15 protein-coding genes and 1 tRNA gene are annotated in these 17,152 nt (G+C 70.7%); 6 read left to right on the forward strand and 10 right to left on the reverse strand.

What is annotated here, in order from left to right; translation table 11 throughout:
* The first annotated feature begins 52 nt into the window (after positions 1–52).
* From EV141_RS06175 to EV141_RS06185, 3 genes are all read left to right on the forward strand, one after another.
* A complete protein-coding gene (locus EV141_RS06175; RefSeq protein ID WP_185740119.1) occupies positions 53–2,977 on the forward strand; it encodes a UPF0182 family membrane protein in 2,925 nt (974 codons plus the stop codon).
* A gap of 172 nt (positions 2,978–3,149) precedes the next feature.
* The gene (locus tag EV141_RS06180; protein ID WP_141914287.1) at positions 3,150–3,515 is read left to right on the forward strand and encodes a hypothetical protein; all 366 of its coding nucleotides are present in this window, start codon (positions 3,150–3,152) and stop codon (positions 3,513–3,515) included.
* Between the two features lie 86 nt (positions 3,516–3,601).
* Positions 3,602–3,675: transfer RNA gene (locus EV141_RS06185), tRNA-Met, on the forward strand.
* A gap of 89 nt (positions 3,676–3,764) precedes the next feature.
* Here the strand turns inward: EV141_RS06185 and EV141_RS06190 are convergent.
* The 8 genes from EV141_RS06190 to EV141_RS06225 form a co-directional block, all read right to left on the reverse strand.
* Entirely contained in the window at positions 3,765–4,802 is a 1,038-nt protein-coding gene (locus tag EV141_RS06190) for a glycosyltransferase family 4 protein (RefSeq protein ID WP_130485094.1), read from the reverse strand.
* Positions 4,802–6,400, reverse strand: a complete 1,599-nt coding sequence (locus EV141_RS06195) for an ABC transporter permease (protein ID WP_130485095.1) — start codon at positions 6,398–6,400, stop codon at positions 4,802–4,804. The genes EV141_RS06190 and EV141_RS06195 overlap by 1 nt, the downstream gene beginning before the upstream one ends.
* Complete coding sequence (locus EV141_RS06200) at positions 6,397–7,194, reverse strand: ABC transporter ATP-binding protein (RefSeq protein WP_130485096.1); 798 nt, start codon at positions 7,192–7,194, stop codon at positions 6,397–6,399. The genes EV141_RS06195 and EV141_RS06200 overlap by 4 nt, the downstream gene beginning before the upstream one ends.
* The gene (locus EV141_RS06205; RefSeq protein ID WP_130485097.1) at positions 7,184–8,200 is read right to left on the reverse strand and encodes an ABC transporter substrate-binding protein; all 1,017 of its coding nucleotides are present in this window, start codon (positions 8,198–8,200) and stop codon (positions 7,184–7,186) included. The genes EV141_RS06200 and EV141_RS06205 overlap by 11 nt, the downstream gene beginning before the upstream one ends.
* 52 nt (positions 8,201–8,252) lie before the next feature.
* Complete coding sequence (locus tag EV141_RS06210; RefSeq protein WP_130485098.1) at positions 8,253–9,188, reverse strand: lysylphosphatidylglycerol synthase transmembrane domain-containing protein; 936 nt, start codon at positions 9,186–9,188, stop codon at positions 8,253–8,255.
* Positions 9,189–9,226: 38 nt separating this feature from the next.
* Positions 9,227–9,970, reverse strand: coding sequence for a CDP-alcohol phosphatidyltransferase family protein (locus EV141_RS06215; protein WP_130485099.1), 744 nt, complete (start codon positions 9,968–9,970; stop codon positions 9,227–9,229).
* Positions 9,971–10,191: 221 nt separating this feature from the next.
* The gene (locus EV141_RS06220; RefSeq protein ID WP_130485100.1) at positions 10,192–11,073 is read right to left on the reverse strand and encodes a ribokinase; all 882 of its coding nucleotides are present in this window, start codon (positions 11,071–11,073) and stop codon (positions 10,192–10,194) included.
* On the reverse strand, positions 11,070–11,525 hold the full coding sequence (locus EV141_RS06225) for a DoxX family protein (RefSeq protein ID WP_130485101.1): 456 nt from the start codon (positions 11,523–11,525) through the stop codon (positions 11,070–11,072). The genes EV141_RS06220 and EV141_RS06225 overlap by 4 nt, the downstream gene beginning before the upstream one ends.
* A 37-nt stretch (positions 11,526–11,562) precedes the next feature.
* Here EV141_RS06225 and EV141_RS06230 point away from each other — a divergent pair, with 37 nt between their 5' ends.
* Positions 11,563–12,369 (forward strand): carbon-nitrogen hydrolase family protein, encoded by an 807-nt coding sequence (locus EV141_RS06230; RefSeq protein WP_130485102.1) that lies wholly within the window; start codon positions 11,563–11,565, stop codon positions 12,367–12,369.
* On the opposite strand, the gene EV141_RS06235 is transcribed toward EV141_RS06230, so the two are convergent.
* Positions 12,366–13,559: an aminotransferase class I/II-fold pyridoxal phosphate-dependent enzyme gene (locus EV141_RS06235; protein WP_241969123.1), complete on the reverse strand. Its 1,194-nt coding sequence runs from the start codon at positions 13,557–13,559 to the stop codon at positions 12,366–12,368. The genes EV141_RS06230 and EV141_RS06235 overlap by 4 nt on opposite strands.
* A gap of 60 nt (positions 13,560–13,619) precedes the next feature.
* Complete coding sequence (locus EV141_RS06240; protein ID WP_130485103.1) at positions 13,620–14,297, reverse strand: TetR/AcrR family transcriptional regulator; 678 nt, start codon at positions 14,295–14,297, stop codon at positions 13,620–13,622.
* A gap of 221 nt (positions 14,298–14,518) precedes the next feature.
* Between EV141_RS06240 and EV141_RS06245 the strand changes: the two genes are divergently transcribed.
* Both EV141_RS06245 and EV141_RS06250 read left to right on the forward strand, forming a co-directional pair.
* Positions 14,519–16,066 carry a S1C family serine protease gene (locus EV141_RS06245; RefSeq protein WP_130485104.1) on the forward strand — a complete coding sequence of 516 codons (1,548 nt, stop codon included), beginning with the start codon at positions 14,519–14,521 and terminating at the stop codon, positions 16,064–16,066.
* A gap of 22 nt (positions 16,067–16,088) precedes the next feature.
* A complete protein-coding gene (locus EV141_RS06250; RefSeq protein WP_130485105.1) occupies positions 16,089–17,141 on the forward strand; it encodes a glycosyltransferase family 2 protein in 1,053 nt (350 codons plus the stop codon).
* Positions 17,142–17,152 lie beyond the last annotated feature (11 nt).

A 17,152-nucleotide genomic window follows, 5' to 3' on the forward strand; every position in this document is an offset into this window, starting at 1 on the left:
TTGCTCCCACTAGTCTGGAAGCGAGTGCCCACCAACCCCGGGAGATCCCGACGTGACGTCCACTGCAACGCCGCCCGCCAACCGCCAGAGATCCACTCTCGCGATCTCCGCCGGAATCCTGGCGGCGCTCGTCGTTCTGTTCTTCGTCTTCGCCAACTTCTACACCGACGTTCTCTGGTACGACCAGCTCGGCTTCCTGAACGTCCTCACCACGCGCTGGATCGCGACGACGGCGATGTTCCTCGTCGGCTTCATCGCGATGTTCCTGCCCGTGTGGATCAGCCTGCAGCTCGCCTACCGCACCCGGCCGATGTACGCGAAGCTCTCGTCGCAGCTCGACCGGTACCAGGAGGTCGTTGAGCCGCTGCGCAAGGTCGCGATGCTCGGTATCCCGGGCGTGCTCGGCCTCTTCGCCGGTGTTGCCGCAGCCTCCAGCTGGCCCACCGTGCTGCAGTGGTGGAACCGCACGCCCTTCGGCATCGCCGACCCCGAGTTCGGCTTCGACGTCGGCTTCTTCGTCTTCGAGCTGCCCTTCTGGCGGGGCGTCATCGCCTTCGCCTCGGCCGCCGTGCTGCTGTCGCTGATCGCGGCTGCCGCCACGGGATACCTGTACGGGGCGATCCGCGTGAGCGGCCGCGAGGTGCGCATCAGCCGCACCGCGCGCATCCAGCTGGCGGTGACCGCCGGCGTCTACGTCGCTCTGCAGGGGGTATCGAACTGGTTCGACCAGTACGCCGCTGCCGTCGAGCCGAGTGTGGGCTTCCTGGCCGCCGGTGCCGGCTACACCGAGGTCAACGCAACGATTCCGGGTCGCGCGATTCTCGCCGGCATCGCCATCCTGGTCGCGATTCTGTTCTTCGTTACGGCCATCATTGGCCGCTGGCGGTTCCCCGTCATCGGCACCGCGCTGCTGATCGTCAGCAGCCTCATCATCGGCACCGGCTACCCGGGACTCGTGCAGCAGTTCCAGGTCGTGCCGAGCGAGCGCGAGCTCGAGGCTCAGTTCATCCAGCGGAACATCGACTTCACCCGCGATGCCTACGGTGTCGCCGACATCGTCGAGGTCCCGTACAACGCGGTGACCGAGGCGGAGGCGGGCGCCCTGCGCGAAGACGCCGAGACCACGGCGAACATCCGCATCATCGACCCCGCACTGGTTTCGCCGGCGTTCGCGCAGCTCGAGCAGTTCCGCCAGTTCTACCAGTTCCCGCCCTTCCTCGACGTGGGTCGCTACGAGATCGACGGTCAGACGCAAGACACGGTTCTCGCCGTGCGCGAGCTGAACCCCGACGGCCAGTCGGCGCAGAACTGGGTCAACCAGCGCATCGTCTTCACCCACGGCTACGGCCTCGTGGCCGCCTTCGGCAACCAGCGCTCCGACGACGGTCAGCCGGTCTTCCTCGAGCAGGGCATTCCGGTGGGTGGTGTGCTCACCGAGCAGCTCGGTGAGTACGAGCCGCGCATCTACTTCGGCGAGTTCTCTCCGACGTACTCGATCGTCGGCGCGCCGGAGGGAGCCGAGCCTCAAGAGCTCGACTTCCCCGCCGAGGGCGAGGTGGGCAGCGACGAGAACATCGACGCGTCGGGCAACGCTCGCTACACCTTCACCGGTGACGGCGGCCCTGCGCTCGACAACGTCTTCAAGCGCCTCATCTACGCCATCACGTTCCAGTCGACCGAGATCCTTCTGTCGAACCAGGTGAACGACCAGTCGCAGATCCTCTACGACCGCGACCCGTTGACCCGCGTGCAGCGTGCCGCGCCGTACCTGACGCTCGACAACGACCCCTACCCGGCGATCATCGACGGACGCATCAAGTGGATCGTCGACGGCTACACGACGACGGCGAACTACCCGTACTCGACCTCTGTTGCGCTGTCGGCGGCGATCGCCGACACGTACACACCGGCGCCGCAGTTCCCGATCGACAACATCAACTACATCCGTAACTCGGTGAAGGCGACGGTCGACGCATACGACGGCTCCGTGACGCTGTACGCGTGGGACACGGAAGACCCTGTTCTGCAGACGTGGCAGAGCATCTTCCCGAACACGCTCGAGTCGGCCGACGAGATGTCGGACGCGCTGCTCAGCCAGGTGCGGTACCCGAGCGACCTGTTCAAGGTGCAGCGCAACATCCTCGGCCGCTACCACGTGACCGAGCCGGGCTCGTTCTTCGCCACCGACGACGAGTGGCGCACCCCGAACGACCCGACGTCGAACCCGAACAACCCGACGCTGCAGCCGCCGTACTACCTGACGATGCAGGTTCCGGGCAGCGACGACCCGTCGTTCACGCTGTACTCGACGTTCATCCCGGCGGCAACCGGCGAGAACCAGCGCAACGTGCTCTTCGGCTACCTCGCCGCGAACGCCGACGCGGGCGACGACTACGGCAAGCTGACGCTGCTGCGTCTGCCGCGCCAGGCGACGATCCCCGGCCCCGGCCAGGTGCAGGCCCAGTTCGACTCCGACGCCAACGTCGGTCAGCAGCTGAACTTGCTGCGTCAGGGTCAGACCGAGGTCATCAGCGGAAACCTGCTGACGCTCCCCGTGGGTGGCGGACTGCTCTACGTGCAGCCCGTCTACGTGCAGTCGACGGGTGACACGAGCTTCCCGCTCCTGCGTCGTGTGCTCGTGGCCTTCGGTGACGACATCGCGTTCGAAGACACGCTCGACGAGGCGCTCGACGTGCTGTTTGGGGGCGACTCCGGCGCGGATGCCGGTGATACCGGTGTCGACCCGGTCGAGCCGCCGCTCGACCCCGAGGCCCCGGTCGATCCCGAGGCGCCGGAGGACCCGGAGACCCCGGCTCCGCCGACGACGGACGACCCGCTGCAGTTGGCTCTGATCGACGCGCGCAACGCGCTGCTCGATCGCGAGGAGGCCTACCGCAACAACGACCTCGTCGCCGCTGCTGAGGCGGATGCACGCCTGCAGGAGGCTCTGGAGCGCGCGATCGCGCTCAGCGAGTAGCGCCCATCCACCCCGCGTGACGGAACCCCCGGCGGGAGGCAGACCCCTTCGTCTGTCCTCCGGTCGGGGGTTCCCCATGTTGGGACTGAATGTCTTTCGCGTGAGCGATTATCGTCGTCGCAGGGGCTGGGAAAGGTAATGTCAAATGGTCACCATCGACCGTTGGACAGGAATGACTGTTGTGGACGCACAAGGCGAGTACCTCGAGCGTTTCTCGACGGTTCACGGCGCGCTCGAACAACTGACGTGTGTCGCGGCGGCATCGCTCATGGTGTCGGAAGCGCGCATCGAGGTTGAGACCGAGATTGGTCGCCTTCCCATCGCTTCGTTCGGCGACATCGTCGCGACGCCGGCCTTCGTGCTCGAGGTTCCGATCCGCGCCCTCAGCGGCGAGACGATCGCCTACTTCTCGGTGCGAGACACCCACCCGAAACCGTCGAGTCCCTTCGACGTCGAGGTGCTCTCGAAGCTTGCCGACAGTGCTCAGCGCAAGCTCATGCTCGCCTGGAGCGAGTCAGGGCCGCAGTCGATGCTGTAGCACCGGCATCGACACCGCGGTCGGCAACGAACGCACCACGCCCGATTCGACCCCGCTGTCCACCCCGTGGTAACCTGAAAGCACGCCGCGGGGTGGAGCAGTTCGGTAGCTCGCCGGGCTCATAACCCGGAGGTCGTAGGTTCAAATCCTGCCCCCGCAACTCGCTGCGAAAGCCCCTCACCCTCACGGGTGGGGGGCTTTTTTCGTGGCGCAGAGCCGCGACCCCCCCCACGCCCGGCACGGGCGCGGTTACTGCAGGCTCGCGAGCACGCCGCGCGCGATCGAGCACGTGTCGTGCCACGTGGGCAGCGCCGCTCCCGCCGTGGCCGCCGCCGTAGCGAGCGCGTGACGGCGCTCGGGTTCGGTGAGCAGGAGGCGGAGGGCGTCGGCGAGCGCACCATCGTCGCCGACGGCCACGAGCATCCCGGCGTCGGGGGGAACCGTCTCGGGCACCGCCCCGGTGGCACACGAGACGATGGGCAGCCCCCAGGCGAGGGCCTCGTCGAAGACGAGCCCGTAGCCCTCGTAGCGGGTCGCCAGCGCGAAGATGCTCGCGCGGGCATACAGCTCGTCGCGTGTGTCGTCGGAGACCGCTCCCGCAAGCTCGACGCGCCCGGCCAACCCGAGCGTGCGGTGCAGGCGCGCCAGCTCGGCGACGTGCGGCGGGTCGTACGGGGTGCCGACGATGACGGCGTGCCAGTCGAGATCGGTCAGCCGAGCCAGCGCGCGCAGCAGCACGTCGTGGCCTTTGCGGGGGTGCTGGATGCCCACCGACAGGATCACCGGCGGCTCACTGGGTGCGGGGGGTCGGTGTGGCTGCTCTGTGCCCGGCCGAGCGATCGTGACGCGCGACGGGTCGACCCCGTACTCGGCGGTGAGGATGCGCGCCGTGTGCGGGCTCGGCACGAGCACAGCGCGCGCGAGCGCCAGGTTGTCGCGCTCGGTGCGAAAGAGGTGCTCGCGGGTCGCGGCGTCGAGCCCCTCCTCGTGCGCGAGCGGGTGGTGAATCATCGCGACGATCGGGGCGGTGATCGTGGACATCAGCGTGGTCGGCAGAGAGCCGAAGACGAGGCCGTCGATGATGAGGGGCAGCTCGGAGGGGACGGACCGCATCGCTCTGCTTGCCTCCTCGGCATGCGATGCGGTGGGCCGGGGGAAGCTGTCGCCCACCCGCACGTGCGTCATGTCGACCCCGAGCGCGGTCAGCCCCTCGAGCAAGTGCTTCTCGTAGAGGTAGCCCCCCGTGACCGTCTGAAGGTCGCCGGGTATGGCAAATGCTGCGCGCATCAGCCGGACTGCTCGGGCGCGTAGCGGGCAAGCACGCGGGTCTCGATCGCACCGACCAGCGCATAACCGACGGCCGAGATGACGGTCACAATGACGACGGCGCCTGCGAGCACGTCGTAGTCCGACAGGGAGGCGCTGAGAGCCATGAGCGCACCGATGCCGGTTCCCGTGGCCAGCCACTCTGCGGCGGTGACGGCGAGCACCGCGGCAGGGACGCCCATCCGTGCCGCCGCGAAGAACGCGGGCAACATGGCCGGGATGCGCGCCTGAAGGAGGACACGCCACGCGGGCGTCGCGTAGACCTTCATGACGTCGAGCACCTGCCCGGGTGCACGCCGTAGCCCGTGTAGGCACGCGACGAGCGTGGGGAAGAACACCATCACGGCGGTGATGGCGATCGCGCCGACCGGGCCTCGCCCGAGCAGCAGCACGATGAGCGGCACCGTCGTGACGATCGGGACTGAGCGCAGAGCGATGGCGATCGGCATGACGGCGCCCGTCGTCCCGGGGACGAGGACGACGAGGATCGCGAGGGCGAGACCTGCCAGCAGGCCAGCCAGGTAGCCGGGGACGACGAAGACGGCGGTCTCGGCGAGCGCACCGAGCAGGGCGTCGCGCGTTTCGCCGCCGTCGCGGGTGCCCGTGACGATTCCGATCACGTCGATTGGGGTGCGGGCGACGAACGGTGTGATGTCGAATGCGACGATGCCGCCCCACCACAGCACGATGGCGGCGATGACGGCTGACCCCGCCCCGACGAGAGTGGCGCGAAGCCGGCCGCGGCCGGAGCCGAGGCGTGGCGCTGCGAGGATCGTGGGCGGTTCGCCCCCGGCGAGCCGACGCGCGATGATTCCGATCAGCCCGTAGGCGGCCATGGAGATGACCGCCGCGATGGTCGCCAGCGCCCACGTGAGGTCGACGTCGAGGTCGCGCGCGGCGCGAATCGTCAGCACGCCGAGCCCCCGCTCGGCGCCCGTGAACTCGCCGACCATGGCGCCGAGGAAGGCGGCGGGGGCGGCGATCTGCAGGCCGGCGGCGAGGTAGGGCAGAGATGCGCGGGCGCGGACGGTAACGAGTGCCGTCAGCGGGCCCCGCCCGGCGACCTGCACGAGGTCGAGCCACGTTGAGGGCACCGCCCGCAGACCAACGAGTAGCGGGATGAGCGTCGTGTAGTACACCGATAGCGCCGCCAGGGCGATCGAGGGCCCGTCTCCTTGGCCGAGCAGCACGCGCAGCAGGGGTGCGGTGGCAACAAGCGGCAGGCAGACCACGATGAGGGCGAGACCGGTGATCGTGCGCTCACTGCGCGGCCAGGCGGCGGCGAGGGCACCGAGCGCGACCGCGGCGCCGTTGCCGATGACAAACCCCAGAAGGGCCGTGGTGCCGGTCGCGGCGAGCGCGCGGCCGAGCAGCCCGGCGTTGTCGACGATCGAGGCAACGACGGCGGTGGGAGCGGCCAACGCAAAGCCGCCCTCCAGCGCCCGTGCGGCGAGCTCCCACACGACGAGGGCGATGACGACGCCGACGGTTCCGATCGCAGCATCGCGTCGCGCAGCCGTGATCGGACGTCGGATGCGCGCGGTCGCCCCTGCGCTCATCCGGCGTTCTGCCCTGCCGCGGTGCCGGCGCGGCCCGCTTCGAGGGCGTCACGCACGGTGCGCTCAAGCGCGGCCGCCTCGGCGCTCTCCGCGCCGCGGGGCCGGGTGAGCGTGATGGGGATGTCGGCGATCACGCGGCCGGGACGCGGTGAGAGCACGATGACGCGATCGGCGAGCCGCACTGCTTCGGCCACCGAGTGGGTGACGAGCAGCGTGGTGGTGCCGCCCCCTTCCCACAGCGCGGGAAGCTCGCGGGCGAGCTCGTGGCGCGTGAGCTCGTCGACGGCGCCGAAGGGCTCGTCGAGCAGCAGCAACCGGGGGGCCGTGACGAGCGCGCGGGCTATTGCCGCACGCTGGCGCATGCCGCCCGAGAGTTCGGCGGGCGTGGCCGTCGCAAAGCCATCGAGCCCCACCAACGCGATGAGCTCGGCGACGCGGTCGTCGTTGCGGGGCAGTCGGGCCAGGTCGAGCGCCAGCTCAATGTTTTGGGCGACGCTGCGCCACGGCAGCAGCGACGGGTCTTGAAACGCCACCGCCAGCTCGCCGCGACGCTGCAACACCTCCGGCGCCTCGCCGTCGAGGGTCACGCGTCCGGCCGTGGGGGCCTCAAGCCCCGCGATCATGCGGAGGAGCGTTGACTTGCCGCACCCCGACGGGCCGACGAGCGCTGTCGTTCGTCCCGCCTCGAGGGTGAGGCTGGTTGCCTGGAGGGCGTCGGTGCCGCCCGCGTAGACCTTGGTGGCGACCGCCACCTCGACGGCGACGCCGACGCCGACGCCGCGGTCAGCTTCCATGCACTTCTTCCAGAATTGAGGTGTCCCACAGGTCAGGGGTCACGGTCTGGCCGAGCAGCGCGAGCGTCTCGATGTTCGAGGCGATGACGTCGTCGTTCCAGAAGCCGAAGCCGATCTCGTCGGTCAGCTCCGAGAACATCAGCGGCACCTGGCGTGCGGCCTGCAGTCGCTGCGTCTCGAGGTCGAGGCCCGCGTCGGGGAACATCTCGACCGACAGCGCGGCGGCCGCATCGGTGTCGCGCCGGTACTCCTCCCACCCACGCACCTCGCCGGCCATCATGGCGACGACCTCGTCGCGGCGATCGCGGAGGCTCTCTTCTGTCGCGATGTAGGTCTGCGACTGCAGCGTGAAGCCGAAGTCGGCCATGAGCATCGTGACCGACTCGACGCCCTGCACCTCCATGGCGACGGGAAGGTCGGTTTCCCAGCAGAGCAGGCAGTCGACTTCGCCTGAGGTGAGGGGCTGCGCCGTGTACTGCGTTGGCACGATCTCAATCTCGTTCACGTCGATGTTGTTGAGCGTGCACAGCGTCTCGAGCGCGGGAACGTTCGCCAGCGCCATGCCGATGCGCTTGCCGAGCAGGTCACCCGGCTCGTTGACAGGGTTGTCGGGGAGCGACGCGATGACGGTGGGGTTGTTCTGCATCGCGGCCCCGATGATCTTGAACGTCGCGCCTTCCGCGACGGCGGCCGCGGCGAAGTCGACAGCCGAGACGCCGACGAGCGCCTGACCCGACACGACGGGCGGCTCAACCGGGGCGTTGGGACCTCCCTGCAGCAGTGAGACGTCGAGGCCGGCCTCCGACCAATAGCCGCGATCGAGGGCGATGTAGCTGCCACCGAACTGCACGGAGTGCAGCCACGACAGTTGCAGCGCCGCGGAACCGGCGCCGCCTCCGCGGTTCGCGACTCCAACGCCGACGGCTGTGGCTGCGCCGATGCCCACGGCGCCGAAGATTCCCGCACCGATCAGGGTGCGGCGGGAGAGGGTGCGGCGCTCGGCCATGTCGTCCTCCTTCGGACGGAGTCGGGTGCCGGCGCATCCGGCGCGCCGAGCCTCATTTCCACACTGTCACGTTCTGTCCGCCCCCGGGGCCCTGACGCCCCCAGAGGGGCACGATTCCCGGCAGAGTTGCGGCGAGTGCGAGGAGACCAAACAGGATGCTGGCGGCCAACGCGGCGCTCGTAGTCACCCCGGCGAGCGGCAACAGAGCGACGGCGGCGCCTTCGCGCACCCCCCAGCCACCCACGGTGATCGGCAACAGCATCGTGGTGAGCACCACGGGAACGACGGCGAGAGTGGCCGCAACGCTGAGCGGCGCGCCCACTGCGGCGGCCGCCGCGGCGAAGGCGACCAGGATGCACGCGGTCGTTCCGAGGCTGAGTGCGGCCACGCTCGTCGCTGCTCCCCGCGTGACGACGGCGGCGCGCACGGCGTCCCGGAGTGCGAGCGCCCGCGCGCCGATGCGGCCGGGCAGCGCTGCAGCGGCGCCCAGCAGTGCGGGCAGGGCGACGGCGATCGCGCTCACGGTGATGACGAGCGGCACGACCACCGGGGGCCAGTCGATGCCGCCCGGCTGAATGATGGTGACCGTGACGGCGACTCCCATGACCAGCAGCAGCGCGTACTGACCGGCGAGGCGTTCGAGTACGACGGCGAGGCCCGCCGCTCCGAGCCCGGCGGGCTGGCGCGATCGCACGGCGCGACTCGCGTCGCCGACCACGCCGCCCGGCACGACCGCGTTGACGAGCTGCGCCAGGTAGTACTCGCTGACCGCCCCGCGGCGATTGAGCTCGATGCCGAGACCGCGGGCGACGCGGCGCCAGCGCAGCGCAGCGAGCACCGTGTGCAGGGTGAGCGCGGCGACGCTGAGGGCCACCCACTCGAGGCGAGCGCCGGCGAGCAGCCGGGCCGTTTCCGGCCCGTCCACGAGACGCCACAGGGCGACGAGGAGCGCGACGGCGACCAGTGCCTGCAGGGCGACGACGAGCATCCGCCGTCGTCGAGACCGAACCGGATCGCGCGGCGCGTTCACGCGCGCTGGCGGGCCAGGTGAACGATGTCGACGATGAACGACCAGGCGACGACGGCGACGGCGGCCACCGCGATGCTCACGGCGAGCGGTGCCGGCAGCCACGGCAGCTGCAGCACGATGAGCGCGATGAGTTGAATCACGCAGACCACCTTGCGGCTGTACCGCTCGGGAAGCTCACCGCTGAGCCACGGCAGCGGCACCGCGGCGGCGCCAAACAGGTAGCGGGGCAGGCCCAGTGCGAGGGCGATCGGGCCGGCCGGGCCGAGGGCGGCGAGGGCCGCGAGCACGAGGGCGAAGAGCGAGTCGACCTCCATGTCGAAGCCCGCCCCGAAGCGCGACGAGAGCTGCTGCCGGCGGGCGAGCAGACCGTCGACCCCGTCGAGGCCGAGGGCGACGACCGCCACCGCGATCACGACCACCGGCGTCGGGTTTCCCGCGACGAGCAAGCCCACCAGTACGGCCACGATGCCGAGTCGCACGCTCGTGACGACGTTGGCGAGGCCCATGCGCTCGTGCCGGTGGTGCACCCGCAACAGCGCACCGGCGAGCCCGAAGCCGAGCCCCGCGATCATCGCGGTCGCCGCCACCGCCATGGGCCCAAGCCCCAGCAGAAGTGAGACGGCGACGAGCGCGAGCAGGGACACACCGGCGGCGGTGCCCACGAAGCGGGCGAGCGAGCCAACCGTGGCCCGCGGCGCCTCATCGGCGGGTCGAGCTCCGGTCAGTTCTGCGGTGGTCACGGCCGCAAACTAGCACTCGATCCCGGACATGTTCGTTGAACGAACACCCCGACGCGCCGGTGCTTTGCGCGCCAGGGCGGGCACGACACAGTGGAGTCGAGGCGATTCGTCGCGCAGCCCCCCTAACGCAGGTGCGGCGACGCCGGTCGGGGCGCTGATGGATTCGGGTTCTGTCAGCGCTCCGACCATCACCTCTGCTCGAGGCGGTCACAGCCCTGCGGTCAGCGCGGCGGCTGGGCTCCTCGCCACTGCACGGCGGCGGCGCCCGAGCGCACGCCGGCGCTCACCGCCTGCTGAAGCGCGGCCCCGTCGGCCAGTTCGGCCGCGAGCGCCCCGACGAAGGCGTCGCCGGCGCCGGTCGTGTCGACCACGTCGACGCGCGGCGCCGCCACGTGCCCGGCGCCGTCAGCGCCCGCCCACACGGCACCGTCGCCGCCGAGGGTGATGACGACGCTGTGGCAGCGGTCGAGCAGGCCCTGCGCTGCGCGCTGCGCGCTCGCCACGTCGGTGATGGATGCCCCGCTCACGGCCTCCGCCTCGCTCGCGTTGACGACGAGCGGGTCGGTCACCCCGAGCAGTCCCTCCGGGATCTCGCGCGCGGGGGAGAGGTTCAGCACGACCCGACCGCCGCGCTGCTCGATGGCCTCGGCCGCCGTGTGGACGACGTCGAGCGGTACTTCGAGCTGACTGAGCAGCACCGTGCCGGGGCCGGCCAGGTCCGCGATCGTGGCGACCACCGCATCCGCGTCGATGCGACCGTTCGCGCCGGGCGCGACGACGATCGTGTTTTCGCCGTCCCGCGCGACGGTGATGAGGGCAACCCCCGTCGGCGCGTCGGCGACGCGGGCGACGGTTGAGACGTCGACGCCGCCGGCGCCGAGCGCGTCGAGCAGGGCGCGTCCGCCCGCGTCGGCACCGACGGCTCCGACGAAGACGGGCAGGGCGCCGGAGCGGGCCGCGGCGAGCGCCTGGTTGGCGCCCTTGCCGCCGGTTGCGACGCTGACGTCGCCGCCGAGCAGGGTTTCGCCGGGGGTGGGGTGCCGGTCGACGACGACGGTGTAGTCGGTGTTCGCCGAGCCGAGCACGATGAGGCGTGCGGTCATCGCTCCATGCTGGCAGAGCGGGCGCGGGGCGCGCGACGGCGCTCCTGCCGGCGCTCGCGCCACCACGACCAGGCGCCCGTCGACCACAGCGCCCACGCGACGAGCAGGGGCTGAAATAGCAGGCGCACGCCGCGCGCGAGGTCGGTGTCGAGTCCGAAGCCGTCGCGGGCCTCGGTGAATTGGGCGATGTTGCCGGGGAAGATCGCGAGGAAGAACAGGGCGGTCGCCCAGCCAGCGGCGATGCGCCACGGGGTGACGAGGAGGGCGACGCCCAGCGTGATCTCGGCGACGCCCGAGCCGACCACGACGAGGTCAACGTCGAGCGGAAGCCACGGCGGCACCTGCGCCTGAAACTCGTCACGCAGCACCGTGAGGTGCCCCGTGCCGGCCCCGATCAGGGCGAGGCCGAGCAACCAGCGAATGATGTGCTGAGGCCACGAGCGTCCGTGCATCCTGCCATCGTGCCGCCCCCGCCTTTAGGCTGGCCGCATGACCAAGTCGCTGCGCGTCGCCGTCGCCCAGTTCGCGCCGGGCGCCGATCGCGCGGCGAATCTGGCGGGCATCCGTTCCCTCGCGCGCGAGGCCGCGCGCGAGGGCAGCGAACTTGTGCTGTTTCCCGAATACTCGGCGTTTTTCGGCGGTCGCATGGGCGAGCACTGGGTAGCCGCGGCCGAAGCGCTCGATGGCCCCTTCGTCGCGGGCCTCGGCGAGATCGCCCGCGAGCACGCCATCACGGTGGTCGCCGGGATGCTCGAAACGGCGACCCGAAGCGACCGCTTTCGCAACACCATCGTCGCGCTCGACCCCGAGGGCGCGCTCGTGCACGTCACCCGCAAACTGCACCTCTACGACGCGTTCGGGCAGACCGAGTCTGACTGGGCGGAGGCGGGCGAGATCGTCGACGCCGCGACCTTTGCCGTCGCTGGCGTACCCGTCAGCGTGCAGACCTGCTACGACCTGCGCTTTCCCGAGGTGACGCGCCGGCTCGCCGATGCCGGCGCCGAACTCGTGCTGGTGCCCGCGGAGTGGGTTGCCGGGCCCGACAAGCGGCACGCCTGGCGCACCCTGGCCGCCGCCCGAGCGATCGAGAACACCCTGTACCTGGCCGCCGCCGACCACCCGCCGCCCGTCGGGGTGGGGGCGAGCCTCATTGTCGACCCCCTGGGGCGCGAGATCGCCTTTATCGACGAGGGCACGACGGTGGCGGCCGCCTCGGTTGAGCGGGCCGAGATTGCGCGGGTGCGGGCGGTCAACCCGGCACTCGCGCTTCGCCGCTTCCGGGTCGAACCGGCCTAGCGGGTGGTCAGCCGGCGCACGCCCTCGTCGATCTGGGCGTCCGTTCTGCAGAACGCGAACCGCAGCGACGACCGGATGCGCGCATCCGTCGATCGCGGATCAAACGCTGCCAGCGGAATCGCCGCCACCCCGCGCTCGACCACCACCTGGCGGGCGAAGGCCGCACCATCGCTCACGCCGAGGGGGGCGGCGTCGGCGACAACGAAGTACGAGCCTCGGCTGGGTGACACGGCAAAGCCCGCCGAGGTGAGGCCCGCGCTCAGCCGATCGCGACGCGCGGCGAGAGATGCCCGCTGTTCGGCGAAGTAGCGCTCCGGCAGGCCGAGGCCCACGGCGACGGCGGGCTGAAAGGGGGCGCCGTTGACGTAGGTCAGGTACTGCTTGACCGCCATCGCCGCGTCGATGAGGGCCGCGGGGCCGGTCATCCAGCCGATCTTCCATCCCGTCACGCGGAAGGTCTTCGCCGCGCTCGAGATCGTCAGGCTGCGGTCGGCGGCCCCCGGCACGGTCGCGATCGGCGAGAACGGAGCGTCATCGAACACCAGGTGCTCGTAGACCTCGTCACTGACGATGACGGCGTCGTGGCGCGTCGCCGCGGCCACGATGTGCGCCAGCAGCTCGGGGGCGATGACCGAGCCGGTGGGGTTGTGTGGGTTGTTCAGCAGCACGACGCGCGTCTGGGGGCCGATCGCGCGCTCGATCCCGTCGACGGTCGGCTGAAAGTCGGGGCCCTCCAGGGGGATCGTGACGTGTCGTGCCCCCGCCAGCCCGATGGTGGCGGCGTACGCGTCGTAGAACGGCGACAGGGTCACGACCTCGTCCCCCGGCCCGGCGAAGGCGAGCACGGCCGCCGCAATCGCCTCGGTCGCGCCTGCGGTGACAAGCACCTCGGTCTCGGGGTCACGGTGCTCGCCGAAGAAGCGCGAGCGGTGATCGGCGATCGCCCGGCGCAGCTCAGGCGTCCCGCGCCCCGGCGGGTACTGATTGAGACCGGCCCGAATCGCGGCGATCGCCGCCTCGGTGACCTCAGCCGGCGCATCCTCATCGGGAAAGCCCTGCCCGAGGTTCACGGCGCCGTGAGCGGCGGCGAGCACGCTCATCTCGGCAAAAATCGTCGGTCGCACCGTGCCGTCGGCGTCGATGAGCCCGGCGGCGTCGATGGCGCGCAGCCACGGCGGTGGGGTCGTCACCCGCACACCCTAACCGGCGGATGCGCCCGCTCGGGCGCATCCGGCGGATGCGCCGCGCGGCTACTCGTCGTCGAAGTCGTCGTCGCGGGGGGTAGCGCGATCGTCGCGGGGCCCGGTGAGCGACGTCGCCCAGCGGTAGAAGACCTGCTTGCCCGGCTCGGTGTCGTCGACGTCCTCGTCGACGCCCCGCGCGAGGAGGTCGCTCAGCCCGCGGACGACCGTGTCGAGGTCATCGTGGGGGGCCGTCAGGGCGAGGCCTGCCGTGAACGACGAGATGACGGCCGACAGTCGGAACGGGTCGACGTCGCGGCTGACCATGCCGACCTCTTGCAGCGCCTCGATGAGCTCGCCGCGCACGCCGATCTGCGGCACGTAGCGAAAAGAGGTGTTGTTGCGCATGATCGCGTTGAGCGCGCTGCGGTCGATGAGGAAGAGGCTGCGGGCGAGGGGGCGCTCATACAGCGACGAGAGGATGTACAGGTAGACGCGCGACAGCAGCCCGCCGCGCGGGTCGCGCTCGACGTTGTCGACGATGCTCGCGTAGATGCGCGAGAACTCGCGGTTCAGCATGCTGATCAGCACGTCGCCGCTCGAATCGAACAGCACTTCCAGTTCGTCGATGGCGTAGCCCGAGCGCTCACTGATGGTGCGCATCGATACGGCGTCGTAGCCGTCGTTCACGATGAGGTCGGCTGCGACATCAAGGACGCGGTCGACGTCGGTGAGGGAGTTCGTCATACTCGGGCGTGCTCCAGGGGTGCGGGGGACTGACCTCGAGTGTATGCGGAGGATAGACCCGTGGGTCCACCCATTTGGGGGGACAGTCTGCTCGGTATGCCCCGGCGCGTTCGGCCCCCGTGGGAGCGGGACATAGCCAACAATCGGACGCCGTACAGACCGGGCAAATACGATGCCAAGGTTGACCGCGCACGCTGGACGCGGCGAAAGGACACCCCTTCATGACGACGACGCCCGAAAACCCCGAGCAGCGCGACGAGGCCACCCCCGAGGTGCCGCAGGCACTTCCGCCCGAACAGCCTGAGGCTGCGCGCCCGTCAGAGCCGGTGGCAGCGCCCGCAGCTGAGTCGGGCAGCTCGCAGCCCGTCGCGCCCGCCGAGCCCGTCGCCGCGCCGTCAGCACACCCCGCTCAGCCGGGTGAACCGGTCGCAGCGCCCGCAGCCCAGCCCGCACAGCCGGCCCAGCCCGCACAGCCGGCCCAGCCGGCCGAACCCTACGCGGCCGCCCCCGCGGGCGACATCGCCGCGCACGAGCCGCGGCACGCGGCGGCCGAGCCGTCCCGCCCGGCGAAGCGCGCATCCCTTGTCCCGGTCGTTGCGGCGCTCGCCGTGGGCGCCCTCGTCGGCGGCGCCGGCGGCGGTGCGGTCGTTGCCGCGCTGTACGGCGGCCCCGGCGGGACGCCCGGCGCGAGTGCCGGCCCGACCACCGTGACGGTCAACAACCCCGACGACGCGACCGCCGTGACGGGTGTCGTCGCCCGCGCCATGCCCTCGATCGTCACGCTGAACGTGAGCGCCCCCGGAGGGGCTGCCGGCAGCGGCTCGGGCGTGATCCTGAGCGACGACGGCTACGTACTCACCAACTCGCACGTCGCCACCCTCGACGGTGCCACGGCCGAGCCGACGATTCGTGTCACCACGAACGACGGCCGCATCTGGAACGCCACCCTCGTCGGCGCCGACCCGATCGCCGACCTCGCCGTGATCCAGCTCGAGGGTGCCAGCGGCCTACAGCCCATTGAGTTCGCCGACTCTGACGCGCTCAACGTGGGCGACCGCGCGATCGCGATCGGCGCGCCGCTGGGGCTCAGCGGCACCGTCACGAACGGCATCGTCTCAGCGCTCAACCGCTCGATCACCGTGCGCTCGTCGGCCGTGCCCGACGATTCTCCGGCCGAAATGGAGGATGAGGGCACAGAAGAAGCGCCCCCGTTCGACTTCTGGAACTTCGATATTCCGGGCAACGACCAGGGCCAGCAGCGTCCGTCGACGCCGATCTCACTCAGCGTGATCCAGACCGACGCCGCCATCAACCCGGGCAACTCGGGTGGGGCTTTGCTGGATGCTGACGGTCGCCTCATCGGCATCAACGTCGCCATCGCGACGGCCGGCGGCAGCGCGGCAGCGGGCAGCATCGGCGTGGGCTTCTCGATCCCCGCGAATTTTGCCCAGCGCATCGCTGACGAGCTCATCGCGACCGGATCGGCCAGCCACGGACTGCTCGGCGCGACCGTGACCGACGCCACCAGCGCATCCAACAGCCCCGTCGTCGGCGCGCTCATCGACCAGGTCAGTCCCGGCGGGCCCGCCGATCAGTCGGGGCTGCGCGCCGGCGACATCGTGACCGAGTTCAACGGCATCCCGATCACGAACCGCGTTGACCTGACCGCCCAGGTGCGCGTTCTCGCGGGCGGCGAGGAGGCGACCGTCGTCTACGTGCGCGGTGGCCAGGCCGGTGAGACCACCGTCACGCTCGACGAGCTGCCGTAGCCCGACACGCTAGATTCGGGCTATGGCCGAGCCCGACACCACGCCGCCCGGCGTGAGCTACGTGATGCCGGTCTACAACGAGATCCACTACATCGACGACGCGATCGACAGCGTGCTCGCGCAGGGCTATGACGGGCCGACCGAACTCGTCCTGGCGCTCGGGCCCTCGACCGACGGCACCAACGAACGGGTGCGGGCCCGGGCGGCCGACGACCCCCGCATTCGCATCGTTGAGAACCCCGACATGGCGATTCCGATCGGGCTGAATCGGGCAATCCGCGCTTCCCGGTACCCCATCGTCGTGCGCGTCGACGCGCACACCGAGCTCAGCGACAACTACACGGCGCTGGGGGTCGAAACGCTCGAGCGCACCGGAGCGGCAAGCGTCGGCGGCGTGATGGTGGCGACCGGCCGCACCGCCTTCCAGCGGGCCGTCGCGCGCGGCTACAACTCACCACTCGGCCTCGGTGGCGCCTCGTACCACGTGGGCGGCGACGAGGGCCCGGCCGAAAGCGCCTACCTCGGCATCATGCGCCGCGACGAACTGCTCGACATCGGCCTCTACGACGAGAACATCAACCGCGGCGAAGACTGGGAACTCAACAAACGTCTGCGCGACGCCGGTCACCTCGTGTGGCTGAACCCCGCGCTGCGCGTCACCTACTGGCCGCGCGACACCTGGCAGAAGCTGGCCAGACAGTTCCGCGCAACGGGCATCTGGCGGGGCGAGATCGTGCGCCGCTCGGGCGGTCGCAGCCCGCTGCGGTACTACGCCCCGCCCGCGCTGGTCGCCGCGAGCGCCCTGAGCCTTCTCGGCGTGCTTGCGCTCGCCACAGGTCTGCTCGCCCCCGACACCGGCCCGATCGCGCTCGCCGTGCTCACTGCGCCCACAGCTCTCTACCTCGCGCTGCTCGCCGCGCTGCTTCTGGTGCGCTCATCGGGCGAGACGCTGCGCGAGCGGGCCGCATTTGTCGTGGTCGTCGCGACGATGCACTTCGCGTGGGGCGCGGGCTTCATCGGCGGGGCGCTGTTCGGGGCGCGCGGCTCGGTCGACCGGTCTCGCACCGAATCCTGACCGGGGCCGCG

This window comes from Microcella putealis (genome assembly GCF_004216575.1).
Classification (GTDB): Bacteria; Actinomycetota; Actinomycetes; order Actinomycetales; family Microbacteriaceae; genus Microcella; species Microcella putealis.